This window comes from Microbacterium sp. C-MGS6 (assembly GCF_058140415.1).
On record NZ_CM176934.1, the window covers coordinates 475,614 to 488,180 of the forward strand.

Sequence of the window (12,567 nt, forward strand, 5' to 3'; positions counted from 1 at the left end):
GGCCGTGCCGTCGTCTCCGGGTCGTGCGTCCGGTCGGAGCGGGGACTGCCGGGCATCCGTTCGTCGCATGGCCGCCGCCGCTCGTCGCAGCGTGCCCGGATCCGGGTGCGACGGCGGGACGCACTCCCTACCGTGGGGAGACGCAATGATGCGCCCCCAGAGGAGAACCCCATGACCGCACCTTCGTCGCGCCGCCGCGACGGCGCCGGGCTCGTCGACGACGACCCCGTCATCGAGACCGACCCGAACCTCCCACCCGTCGCCCTCTCCGCGGAGCACGAGGCCAAGAGCCGCCGCTGGACCCTGCCGAAGATCCTGCTGTGGACGGCCATCGCCCTCCTCGGCGGCGTCGCCTGGGTGATGCTCGCCATCGTGCGCGGCGAGACTGTGAACGCGATCTGGTTCGTGTTCGCCGCCGTGTGCACCTACCTGATCGGCTACCGCTTCTACTCGAAGGTCATCGAGCGGTACATCACCCGCCCCGACGACCGCCGGGCCACACCCGCCGAGGTGAAGCAGGACGGCAAGGACTACGTCCCCACCGACCGCCGGGTGCTCTACGGCCATCACTTCGCCGCCATCGCCGGCGCCGGCCCGCTCGTCGGCCCCGTGCTCGCGGCGCAGATGGGCTACCTCCCCGGCACCATCTGGATCATCGTGGGCGTCGTGCTCGCGGGAGCCGTGCAGGACTACACGGTGCTCTTCTTCTCGATGCGTCGCGGCGGCCGGACCATCGGCCAGATGGCGCGGCAGGAGCTCGGCAAGATCGGCGGCACCGCGGCGATCATCGCCTCGCTGCTCATCATGCTCATCATTGTGGCGATCCTCGCGCTCGTCGTCGTCAACGCGCTCGGCGAGAGCCCATGGGGCGTCTTCTCCGTCGCGATGACCATCCCGATCGCCCTCTTCATGGGCGTGTACCTGCGCTACCTGCGTCCCGGCAAGGTGACCGAGGTCTCGATCATCGGCTTCGTGCTGCTGATGGCCGCGATCATCGGCGGCGGCTGGGTCGCCGGCACCGAGTGGGGCCAGGCGATCTTCCACCTCGACCGCACCACGATCGCGTGGGGCATCATCATCTACGGGTTCATCGCCGCGGTGCTGCCGGTCTGGCTGCTGCTCGCACCCCGCGACTACCTCTCCACGTTCATGAAGATCGGCGTCATCGTCATGCTCGCCGGCGCGATCATCCTCGTGCGGCCGGAGATCTCGGTCCCTGCGGTCAGCATCTTCGGCGAGAACGGCATGGGTCCGGTGTTCGCGGGTCCGCTCTTCCCCTTCCTCTTCGTCACCATCGCGTGCGGCGCGTTGTCCGGATTCCACGCGCTGATCGCGTCGGGCACCACGCCGAAGCTCGTGGAGAAGGAGCGGCAGACCCGGTTCATCGGCTACGGCGGCATGCTCATGGAGTCGTTCGTCGCGATCATGGCCCTCGTCGCCGCGATCTCGATCGACCAGGGCATCTACTTCGCGATGAATGCTCCCGCCGCGGCGACCGGCGGCACGGTCGAGGGAGCGGTCGCCTTCGTGAACTCGCTCGGGTTGACCGGGGTGAACCTCACTCCCGACATGCTCACGGGCACGGCTGCGGCGGTCGGCGAGGAATCGATCGTCTCGCGCACCGGTGGCGCTCCGACGCTCGCGCTCGGCCTCGCCCACATCATGCAGCAGGCCCTCGGCGGGCAGGCGCTCATGGCGTTCTGGTACCACTTCGCGATCATGTTCGAGGCGCTGTTCATCCTCACAGCGGTGGACGCCGGAACCCGAGTCGCGCGCTTCATGCTGCAGGACTCGATCGGCGCCTGGTTCCCGAAGTTCCGCGACGTCTCCTGGCGTCCCGGGGTGTGGATCTGCACCGCGATCATGGTGGCCGGCTGGGGAGCGATCCTCATCCTCGGCGTCACCGACCCGCTCGGCGGCATCAACACCTTCTTCCCGCTGTTCGGCATCGCGAACCAGCTGCTCGCGGCGATCGCGCTCGCCGTGGTGCTGGCCATCGTCGCCAAGCGTGGTCGCAGCTACTTCCGGTGGCTGTGGATCATCGCGCTGCCGCTCGCCTTCACCGCGGTCGTCACCATCACGGCCTCGCTCTACAAGATCTTCTCGCCGGTGCCGGCGATCGGGTACTGGGCGAACCACTTCCGCTACCTGGAGGCGCTGAACTCCGGTGACACCACGCTCGGCGCACCGGAGGTGCTGCAGGCCGTCATCCGCAACACCGCGGTGCAGGGCACGCTGTCGATCATCTTCGTGGTGCTCGCGATCATCGTCATCGTCATGGCCGTCATCGCGACTGCGAAGGCGATCCGCAACGGCGGCGGCGAGAACACCGAGGACCCGCCCGTGCCGTCGCGCCGCTTCGCCCCGGCCGGGTTCCTCCCCGACGCGGAGGAGCGCGAGCTGGAGAAGCAGTGGGAGCCGATCCTCGCCGAAGAGCGCGCGGCGGCACGGCACTGAGATGACCCACGCGATGGATCGGACGGATGCCGCGACCTCCCCGGTGCGGGCGCTGTGGAGCGCCGTCGGCCGGGTCGGCCGCGGCATCCGCTGGTACATGACGACGCTGATGGGCGACACCGCGTACGCCACGTACGTCGCCCATCACCGTCGGCATCATCCGGGCGAGGAGCCGCTGACGGAGCGGCAGTTCTGGCGTCAGCGCATGGACGACCAGGACCGCAATCCCGGTGCCCGCTGCTGCTGACCCTTCGACAGGCTCAGGGACCTTCGACAGGCTCAGGGCCCTTCGACAGGCTCAGGGACCTTCGACAGGCTCAGGGACCCAAGGTGGGTCGCTGAGCCTGTCGAAGCGCGGGTCGCTGGGCCCGCCCGCACGTCCCTAGGCTGAGCGCATGAACGACGTCGTCCTCGCCGCGATCCTCGGCGCGCTCGGCGGCATCGCCCTCACGGCGCTGCTGCTGCTCGCCCGGCGGTTCGCGCGCGGGTCCGCCGACCTCGGCAGCGAGGCGGAGCAGGGGGCGCTGCGGGCGCTGCATCAGGCGAGTCTCGCCGCCCCGCACCTCCGCGGCGGATTGACCGGGCCGGATGCCGTCAAGGCCGCCCGGCACCTGCGGGCCCTGCTGGGCAGCGCCGCGGTGGCCATCGTCGGCGAGGACGACACGGTCACCCTCGACGGCGCCGCGGACGGGCTCGAATCCGCCGCCGTGCGCATCGCCGCCCAGGTGCGCGCGTCCGGGCGGCGACAGGTGTTCCCCGCGCCCTCGCGGACGGACGACCTGGAGGCGGTCGGCGCGCCCATCCTCGTCGACGGGGTGACGGTCGGGGTGGTCGTCGCCTTCGCGTCCCCGGTGCGGGCCGCGCTCGTGCGGGCGGCGGAGGAGGTCGCCGACTGGTGCGCGGCGCAGGTCGAGCTCGGCGGACTCGAGGCCTCCCGCACCCAGCTCGCCGAGGCGGAGCTCCGGGCTCTGCGCGCCCAGATCTCCCCGCACTTCAACTACAACGCCCTCACCGCGATCGCCTCGTTCATCACGACCGACCCGGACCGAGCCCGGGACCTCGTGCTCGAGTTCGCCGACTTCACCCGCTACTCCTTCCGTCGGCAGGGAGAGTTCACCACCCTCGCGGAGGAGCTGGGCAGCATCCACTCCTACCTCGAACTGGAGCGCGCGCGGTTCGGCGAGCGCCTGCGGGTGACGCTGCAGATCGCGCCGGAGACGCTCGCGACGGTCATCCCCTTCCTCTCGGTGCAGCCGCTCGTGGAGAACGCGGTGCGGCATGGCCTGGAGCCGGGGGAGGGCGGGGGCGAGATCCGCATCACCTCCCGCGACGACGGCACGCACACCGAGATCCTCGTCGAGGACGACGGCGTGGGCATGGACCCGGACGGACTGCGCGCCCTGCTCACGGCGCGTGAGGAGGGCGGTCACGTGGGTCTGCGCAACGTCGACACCCGGCTCCGCCAGGTCTACGGCACCGGGGGAGGTCTGGTCGTGGAGACCAACGCCGGCGCGGGTACCCTGGTGCGCATGCGAGTCCCGAAATCGCAGCCCCTCCACGACCCGGACGACGACTGAGGAGCGGCATGATCGACGTCCTCGTCGCCGACGACGAGCAGCCGGCCCTCGACGAGCTCGTGCACCTGCTGCGCGCCGACCCGCGCATCGGCGAGATCCTCACCGCGGGCAACGGCGCCGACGCGCTGCGTCAGCTCTCCGCGCGCGCGGTGCGGATCGCCTTCCTCGACATCCATATGCCCGGCCTTCTCGGCACCGAGCTCGCCCGCGCGCTCCTCGGTCTCGCGGAACCGCCCGCGGTCGTGTTCGTCACCGCCGACGAGGCCCGCGCGGTCGAGGCGTTCGAGCTGCGCGCGGCGGACTACCTCCTCAAGCCCGTCCGGCGGGAACGGCTGCGGAGCGCCGTGGACAGGGTGGTCGCGCAGGAGGCCGCGCCGCGCGGCGAGGACGAGGTGCTGCCGGTGACCGTGGGCGCGTCCGTGCGGTTCGTGCGGCGCAGCGACGTGCGCTGGGTGCAGGCGCAGGGCGACTACGCGCGCCTGCACACCGAGGACGACGGGCCCGGCCATCTCGTGCGCATCCCGCTCTCCGAGCTCGAGACGCGGTGGGCGCCGGCCGGATTCCTCCGGATACACCGTTCCACCCTCGTCCGGATCGACGCGGTGACCGAGGCGCGGCTGTCGGGCGGGGAACCCGTCGTGGTCGTCGGCACGGCCGTGCTGCCGGTGAGCAGGAGGCTCGTCGCGGCGGTGCGGGAGGCCCTGGTGCGCGGAGAGGGGGCCGGATGACCGAGGCGCCGAAGCGGGTACGGGTCACCGCGGACACCCCGCCCCGCCGCTCCTCCGCCGCCACGCGGGGCATCGCGCTGCCCGGAGCCCCGGTCGCGGAGGCAGACGCCGTCTACGCCCGTGCCCTGATGCGCAGCCAGCTCCGGCTCGCCCTCGGCACCGTCGCCGGCTTCGTGCTGGTCGTCGTCGCCCTGGCGCTCGGGATCGCGCTCATCCCGGAGATCGACGCCGTCGTCCTCGGCGGGCTGCCGCTGTCGTGGCTCCTCCAGGCCTTCGCGTTCTACCCGGTGATCCTCGTCTTCGCGGTGCTGTACGTGCGCACGGCGGTCCGCAACGAGCGGCGGTACCGCGCCCTGCGGGACCGCGAGTGAACGCCGTGCTCGACCTCGTCGGGGTCGCCCTGGTCGTGATCGCCACCCTCCTCATCGGCGTGTACGGGCTGCGGGTGTCGCGCACGACGAGCGACTTCTTCGTGGCGTCGCGGACGGTGCGTCCGGTCTGGAACGCCTCGGCCATCAGCGGCGAGTACCTCTCGGCCGGCACCTTCCTCGGGCTCTCCGGGCTGGTGCTGCTGGACGGCGCCCGCGGGTTCTGGTTCCCGATCGGGTACGCCGCGGGGTACCTGCTCGTGCTCGTCTTCGTGGCCGCGCCCCTGCGCCGGAGCGGGGCGTACACGATCCCCGACTTCGTCGAGGCCCGGCTCGGCTCGACCGCCGCGCGCCGCGTCACCAGCCTCGCGGTCCTCATCATCGGCTGGCTCTACATCGTGCCGCAGCTGCACGGCGCGGGCATCACTCTCGTCGTGGTCGCCGGGCTGCCGGAGTGGGTCGGCGCCGTGACGATCGCGGTGCTCGTGGCGGCGGCGGTCGCCGCGGGCGGCATGCGCGCGATCACCTTCGTGCAGGCGTTCCAGTACTGGCTCAAGCTCACAGCGCTCCTCGTGCCGGTGGTGTGCATCGCGTTCGCCCTGAGCGGCGGGCCGCACGACTTCGACCCCGCCCTCGTCTTCCCCGCCGAGGCCGGGCCGTCCGGCTTCGACGCCTACGAGACCGCGTCGCTGCTGCTCGCCCTCCTCCTCGGCACGATGGGGCTGCCGCACGTCCTGGTGCGGTTCTACACGAGCCCGACCGGAGCCTCCGCGCGGCGGACCACCGTGATCGTCATTGCCATGGTGAGCGCGTTCTACGCCGTGTCGAGCGCGATGGGGCTGCTGGCGCGGATCGCCGCCCCCGACCTCGCGCAGCCGGGGATCGCCGACACCGTGGTGCTGCAGCTCCCGTCGCGGGTGTTCCCCGGACCGGCCGGCGAGCTGCTGACGGCCCTCATCGTCGCCGGGGCCTTCGCCGCGTTCCTGGCGACCTCGGCCGGACTCGTGGTCTCGCTCGCGGGGGTCATCAGCCAGGACGTCTTCTCCGGCTCCGTGCGCTCCTTCCGGCTGTCCGCGGTGCTGTGCGCACTCGTGCCGCTGGGGGTCGCGCTGCTGACGGTTCCCGCGGGGCTCGTCTCGAGCGTGGGAGTGGTGTTCGTCGTGGCGGCGTCGACGCTCTCGCCCGTGGTGCTGCTGGGCGTGTGGTGGCGGGGCCTCACCGCGCGCGGGGCGGTCGCGGGCATGGTGTGCGGCGGTGTCGCGACCGGGCTCGCCCTGCTCGTGCACGCCGCGGTGGACGGGGTCGGCATCGCGGCACCGTACCTCGCGCAGCCCGCCGCCTGGACGATCCCGCTGGCGACCGGGGTCACGGTCGCCGTGTCGCTGCTCGACCCTCGCGGGCCCTCGCCCCGCACGGACCGCTTCCTCGCCCGCGTGCACACCCCCGACCGCGCCTGAGTCTCCTTCTGCGTCCCGAACAGGCGATCACGCGGGTTCAGGCAGGTGAAAGCCAATCGAGCCTGAGCCCGCGCGAGTGCCTGAAGGGCGGGGAGGGTCGGTGTGGTGGGGTCAGGAGGCTCCAGCGCGGGGGCAGGCACTGGCGTGAGAGCAGGCAGGGAGCACCAAGAGTGCCTGTGTTGGCGGGAGTGCCTGAATCAGCGGGAGTGCCTCAGCGGGAGGGGCTGTGCGGGAGCGGGATCAGAGGGTGCGGCTGCGCGGCATCAGGCGCACCGGAGGGAGCGGCGGCGCGGGGATGCGCTGGTCATGCCCCTCGACGACGCCGAACCGGGGGGACGCGGCCTCCCAGTCCTCGCGGGCGGCGACGATCTCGTCGTGGGAGCGCCCGGCGAAGTTCCACCACATGACGATCTCGTCCTCGAACGGCTCACCCCCGAGGAGGAACAGCAAGCCGCCCTCACTGCTGGTCACCTCGACGCCGTCGCGGGAATCACCGAGATAGAGCATGTCGTTGCGGGTCATCGCGTGCTCCGGGACGGCGGCGTCGCCCTCGACGAGGAGCAGCGCGTGCTCCCACTCCGGCCGCAGCGGCAGGCGCACGGTGGTTCCGGCCGGCACGACGATCTCCGCCCCGACGATCGGTGTGTGCACGGTCGCCGGCGAGTGCACGCCCGCGAACTCGCCGAGCACGACCGTGACCGTGGCGTCCGATCCGGTCGCGGACGGCAGCGTCGTCGTCGGCAGATCGGTGTGCCGCTCGAAGCCGCCGTCGCCGTGGCGCGCGGACTCCGGGAGAACGACCCAGAACTGCAGCGCGTCGAGCGGGACGGGGCCGTCACCGACGGAGTACTCCGAATGCGAGATGCCGTTGCCGGCGGTCATGAGGTTGAGCTGTCCGCGCCGGAGGTCGGCGTCGCTGCCCAGCGAATCGCGGTGCCGGATCTCGCCGACGAGCGGCCAGGTCACCGTCTGCAGACCGATGTGCGGGTGCGGCTCGACACGCATCCGGGTCTCGGCCGGGCCGAACCGGTCGAGGAAGCACCACGCGCCGATGGTGGGGAGGTTGCGATGCGGCAGCACCCGCAGCACCTCCATGCCGCGCACGCCGCCGAGCGGGACCGCCCGCGGCTCGAGGACGATCCGGCGCTGCCCGATCATTCCGCCCTGCCCGTGGGGTCCTCGTCCGCGCCGGTCGACTCCTCCTGCACCGGGGCGTCCGCCGTCGAGCCCGGGCGCTGCGGCCAGCGGATCTCGGCGCCGGGCACCTCGTGCGTCTGGAGGTACTTCGCGATGTACGGGCAGAGCGGCACGATCGCGTCGCCCGCCGACGCCACGTCGGCCAGTGCCGCCGCGGCGAGCTTCCCGGCCAGGCCCTGGCCCTGGAAAGCGGGGTCGATCTCGGTGTGCAGGAACCGGATCGCGCCGGGGCGGGTGTCGAACTCGGCGAACCCGGCCAGCACGTCATCGGAACGGATCTCGTAGCGGGAGGCCTCGTCGTTGCGGGTCACGGTGATGTCGGTCATCGGATGCTCCTTCCGGCGTCTGGAACCAACCTACGCCCGGGATCGGGGGTGCGGGCCTGTGGACGTCGCCGTGCCGCTGTCCGTCGGGGTGATTACGCTGGAGGGATGCCGCAGACTCCCCGTGATCCGTACGACGGATGGATCCCCGAGCCGGACGCGGCATCCGACCAGCCCTGGGACGACGGGTGGGAGCCGACCGAGCCGCCGGAGCCGATGGACTGGGAGCCGCAGGGCGCGGGCTTCGAGCCGCCCCTCGACTGGGGTCCGGGCCCGACGACCGCGGTGACCACCGTGCCGGCAGTCCGCCGCGCCACGCCCAGTCGGTATGCGACGGCCCGCGAGGCATTGCACACCGTGTTCGGCTACGAGGACTTCCGCGGCGACCAGGCGGCCATCGTCGAGCAGGTCATCGGCGGCGGCGACGCCGTCGTCCTGATGCCCACCGGCGGCGGCAAGAGCATCACGTACCAGGTGCCGGCACTCGTCCGCGAGGGCACCGGACTGGTCATCAGCCCGCTCATCGCGCTCATGCACGACCAGGTCGACGCGCTGCGCGCCAACGGCGTGAAGGCCGCGTACCTCAACTCCACCCAGTCGATCGAGGAGCGCCGCGAGGTCGAGCGCGCCTACGTCGCCGGGGAGCTCGACCTCCTCTACGTCGCCCCGGAGCGACTCTCGGGCGCGCAGACGACCTCCCTCCTGCAGCGCGGCACGCTCAGCGTCGTCGCGATCGATGAGGCGCACTGCGTGTCGCAGTGGGGTCACGACTTCCGGCCCGACTACCTCGCCCTCGGCGACCTCGGCGAGCGGTTCCCCGGCGTGCCCCGCATGGCCCTGACCGCGACCGCGACGCGGGCCACGCACAAGGAGCTCACCGAGCGTCTGCACCTCGACACGGCGAAGCACTTCGTCGCGAGCTTCGACCGCCCCAACATCCAGTACCGGATCGTCCCGAAGGTCGACCCGCGCAAGCAGCTCGTGCAGTTCATCCGGTCGCAGCCGGAGGGCGCGGCGGGCATCGTCTACGCCCTCAGCCGGAAGTCCGTCGAGCAGACGGCGACCTATCTCGCCGCGCAGGGTCTCGACGCGTTGCCGTACCACGCGGGCCTGCCCGCCGAGGTGCGGGCGGCGAACCAGTCGCGCTTCCTCCGCGAAGACGGCGTGGTGATGGTGGCGACGATCGCGTTCGGCATGGGCATCGACAAGCCCGACGTGCGCTTCGTCGCCCACATCGATCTGCCGAAATCGGTCGAGGGGTACTACCAGGAGACCGGCCGCGCCGGCCGCGACGGCGAGCCGTCCGTGGCGTGGATGGCGTACGGGCTCGGCGACGTCGTTCAGCAGCGCCGTCTGATCGATCAGAGTCCCGGAGACCGCACGTTCAAGATGCGCATGGGGCAGCACCTCGACGCGATGCTGGCCCTGTGCGAGACGGTGGAGTGCCGCCGACAGAACCTCCTCGGGTACTTCGGTCAGGACTCGCAGCCCTGCGGCAACTGCGACACGTGCCTCGACGACACGGCGACCTTCGACGGGCTCGTCCCCGCGCAGAAGCTGCTGTCCACGATCGTGCGCCTCAAGCGCGAGCGGAATCAGGCCTTCGGCGCGGGCCACCTCATCGACATCCTCCGCGGTGCCTCGACCGAGCGCATCCGCCAGCAGCGGCACGACGCCCTCGCGACCTACGGCATCGGCGCCGACCTCTCCGACCAGGACTGGCGGAGCGTGGTGCGCCAGCTCCTCGCCCGGGGCATCCTCGTCGCGCAGGGCGACTACGGCACGCTCGCGCCGGGGGAGGCGGCGGCCGGGGTGCTGCGCGGCGAGACCGCGGTGCCGCTCCGGAAAGACACGATCGGACGCCCGTCCTCGCCGTCCCGCGCCCGGAAGGCGAGTGCCGCCGACGCCCTCGACGCCGGAGACCGGGAGCTGTTCGAGGCGCTGCGGGCCTGGCGGGCCGAGACCGCGAGGGAACAGGGCGTCCCGGCGTACATCGTCTTCGGTGATGCCACGCTGCGTGCTCTCGCGGAGCATCGGCCCACGTCGCACGCCGACCTCGACGGCATCACCGGCATCGGTGCGAAGAAGCGCGAGGCCTACGGCGACGGCGTGCTCGCCGTCATCGCCGGCTCCTGACGTCGACCCACCCCCTTCCATTCGAGCCACCCCTTCGCGGACGCCCGCAGGGGGCCGGGGCGCACGGAAGAGGGTGGGTCGACGGGCCGAACCTGTCGCGAGCCGACAACGACGGGCGCGGACGGGGCGGCGGGGGGTTGGAGGATGCGGACAGGGGACTTCGTGTCGTTTTGTCGCACACCTACCATGAGAGGCATCCACCTTCGTCTCTCCGAGAGGAACGCTCATGGTCGACGCCGCCGTCCGCCCTTCGACGACACCTGACCCGCGCGAGAGCGCGACCGCCCCGCGGATCGATGTCGCCCGCCTGAACGACGCCCTGATGGGCACCTGGGGCGACGTGCGCCGCCAGGCCCGCGAGATGATCAAGGACTCGGCGTTCTGGCGGAAGGATGAGCTCGGCAAGGACGACCACCGCGAGCGCGTGCTCAGCCAGCTCCACCTCCTCGTCGACAACAAGGCCGTGCACCGGGCGTTCCCGAAGCGCTTCGGCGGCGAGGAGAACAACGGCGGCAACATCGCCGGATTCGAGGAGCTCGTCGCCGCCGACCCGAGCCTACAGATCAAGTCGGGCGTGCAGTGGGGCCTCTTCGGCTCCGCGATCCTGCAGCTCGGCACGAAGGAGCACCACGACAAGTGGCTCCCCGGTGTCATGGATCTGTCGATCCCCGGCGCGTTCGCGATGACCGAGATCGGTCACGGCTCCGACGTCGCCGCGGTCGGCACCACCGCCACCTACGACCCGGAGACGGAGGAGTTCGTCATCCACACGCCGTTCCGGGGAGCTGTGAAGGAGTACCTCGGCAACGCGGCGCTGCACGGCATCGCGGCGACGGTGTTCGCGCAGCTCATCACCAACGGCGTCAACCACGGCGTGCACTGCTTCTACGTGCCCCTGCGCGGCGAGGACGGCGTGGATCTGCCGGGCATCGGTCGCGAGGACGACGGTCTCAAGGGCGGACTGAACGGCATCGACAACGGCCGGCTCTCCTTCGACCAGGTGCGCATCCCGCGCACGAACCTGCTGAACCGCTACGGCGACGTCGCCGCGGACGGCACCTACTCGAGCGCGATCGACAGCCCCGGCCGCCGCTTCTTCACGATGCTCGGCACCCTCGTGCAGGGACGCGTCTCGCTCGACGGCGCCGCTTCCTGGGCCTCCGCGCTCGGTCTGCACATCGCGATGACCTATGCCACGCAGCGTCGCCAGTTCGATGGTGCGGACGGGCAGGAGGTCGTGCTGATGGACTACGGCAAGCACCAGCGCCGTCTGCTCCCGCGCCTGGCCACCACGTACGCGCAGATCTTCGCGCACGACGAGTTCCTGCAGAAGTTCGACGGCGTCTTCTCCGGCCGCACCGACACCCCGGACGACCGGGAGGACCTGGAGACGCTCGCGGCGGCACTCAAGCCGCTGTCGACCTGGCATGCGCTCGACACGCTGCAGGAAGCCCGTGAGGCGTGCGGCGGCGCCGGCTTCATGTTCGAGAACCGGCTCGTCGGGCTCCGTGCCGACCTCGACATCTACGTCACGTTCGAAGGCGACAACAACGTCCTGCTCCAGCTCGTGGGCAAGCGGCTGCTGACCGACTACGCGAAGCAGTTCCAGGGCAAGGACGCCGCGGCGCTCGCGCGCTACGCCGTGGGGATGACCGCCGGCAAGGTGTTCCACGGCGCCGGCCTCCGTCAGCTCGGTCAGGCGGTGACCGACTTCGGCCAGGTCGCCCGGTCGGTGGAGCGCGGACTGCGCGAGGAGCAGCAGCACGACCTCCTCGCGGGCCGCGTACAGCAGATGGTCGCCGACATCGCGACCCGGCTGCGTGCCGCCGGCAAGGACAAGGTGCTCGGGGCACGGCTGTTCAACGAGAACCAGGCCGAGCTCATCGAGGCGGCCAGGGCGCACGGCGAGCTGCTGCAGTGGGAGGCCTTCACCGACGCCGTCCACGCGATGGACGACGCCGAGACGAAGAAGGTCATGACCTGGCTGCGTGACCTCTTCGGTCTGCAGCTCATCGAGAAGCACCTCGCCTGGCACCTCATCCACGGGCGGCTCTCCACCCAGCGGGCGGCGGCGGTGTCGAGCTACATCGATCGGCTGTGCGCGCGGCTGCGTCCGTACGCGCTCGACCTCGTGGATGCCTTCGGCTACGAGCCCGAGCACGTGCGGGCTCCCATCGCGAGCGGTGCGGAGAAGCAGCGGCAGGACGAGGCCCGTGCGTACTACGCCGACCTCGAGGCCACCGGTCAGGCGCCCGTCCTGGAGAAGACGCTCAAGCGGCAGAAGCGCTGAGCGATCGGCCCGGGCCGTCCCCACACGGCCCGGG

At 71.5% G+C, this 12,567-nt stretch carries 10 protein-coding genes; 8 read left to right on the plus strand and 2 right to left on the minus strand.

The features are described 5' to 3' along the window. Positions 1-171: 171 nt before the first annotated feature. The 6 genes from AC3B5L_RS02270 to AC3B5L_RS02295 all read left to right on the plus strand — a co-directional run bounded on the left by AC3B5L_RS02270 (position 172) and on the right by AC3B5L_RS02295 (position 6,587). Complete coding sequence (locus tag AC3B5L_RS02270) at positions 172-2,457, plus strand: carbon starvation CstA family protein (protein ID WP_187663134.1); 2,286 nt, start codon at positions 172-174, stop codon at positions 2,455-2,457. 1 nt (position 2,458) lies between these two features. Next, on the plus strand, positions 2,459-2,704 hold the full coding sequence (locus tag AC3B5L_RS02275) for a YbdD/YjiX family protein (protein WP_490096178.1): 246 nt from the start codon (positions 2,459-2,461) through the stop codon (positions 2,702-2,704). 148 nt (positions 2,705-2,852) lie between these two features. Continuing rightward, positions 2,853-4,034, plus strand: a complete 1,182-nt coding sequence (locus AC3B5L_RS02280) for a sensor histidine kinase (protein ID WP_490096179.1) — start codon at positions 2,853-2,855, stop codon at positions 4,032-4,034. Between the two features lie 8 nt (positions 4,035-4,042). After that, positions 4,043-4,762 (plus strand): LytR/AlgR family response regulator transcription factor, encoded by a 720-nt coding sequence (locus AC3B5L_RS02285; RefSeq protein ID WP_490096180.1) that lies wholly within the window; start codon positions 4,043-4,045, stop codon positions 4,760-4,762. Further along, the gene (locus AC3B5L_RS02290; RefSeq protein WP_490096181.1) at positions 4,759-5,133 is read left to right on the plus strand and encodes a heavy metal transporter; all 375 of its coding nucleotides are present in this window, start codon (positions 4,759-4,761) and stop codon (positions 5,131-5,133) included. Before AC3B5L_RS02285 ends, AC3B5L_RS02290 begins: the two co-directional genes overlap by 4 nt. After that, the gene (locus AC3B5L_RS02295; protein WP_490096182.1) at positions 5,130-6,587 is read left to right on the plus strand and encodes a sodium/solute symporter; all 1,458 of its coding nucleotides are present in this window, start codon (positions 5,130-5,132) and stop codon (positions 6,585-6,587) included. Before AC3B5L_RS02290 ends, AC3B5L_RS02295 begins: the two co-directional genes overlap by 4 nt. Positions 6,588-6,827: 240 nt before the next feature. On the opposite strand, the gene AC3B5L_RS02300 is transcribed toward AC3B5L_RS02295, so the two are convergent. Beyond that, positions 6,828-7,745: a pirin family protein gene (locus AC3B5L_RS02300; protein WP_268777678.1), complete on the minus strand. Its 918-nt coding sequence runs from the start codon at positions 7,743-7,745 to the stop codon at positions 6,828-6,830. Then, positions 7,742-8,110 (minus strand): GNAT family N-acetyltransferase, encoded by a 369-nt coding sequence (locus AC3B5L_RS02305; protein WP_490096183.1) that lies wholly within the window; start codon positions 8,108-8,110, stop codon positions 7,742-7,744. The genes AC3B5L_RS02300 and AC3B5L_RS02305 overlap by 4 nt, the downstream gene beginning before the upstream one ends. A 105-nt stretch (positions 8,111-8,215) precedes the next feature. Between AC3B5L_RS02305 and recQ the strand changes: the two genes are divergently transcribed. Continuing rightward, positions 8,216-10,243: a DNA helicase RecQ gene (recQ, locus tag AC3B5L_RS02310; protein ID WP_490096184.1), complete on the plus strand. Its 2,028-nt coding sequence runs from the start codon at positions 8,216-8,218 to the stop codon at positions 10,241-10,243. A gap of 226 nt (positions 10,244-10,469) precedes the next feature. Continuing rightward, entirely contained in the window at positions 10,470-12,533 is a 2,064-nt protein-coding gene (locus tag AC3B5L_RS02315) for an acyl-CoA dehydrogenase family protein (RefSeq protein ID WP_259952778.1), read from the plus strand. The last annotated feature ends 34 nt before the right edge of the window (positions 12,534-12,567 follow it).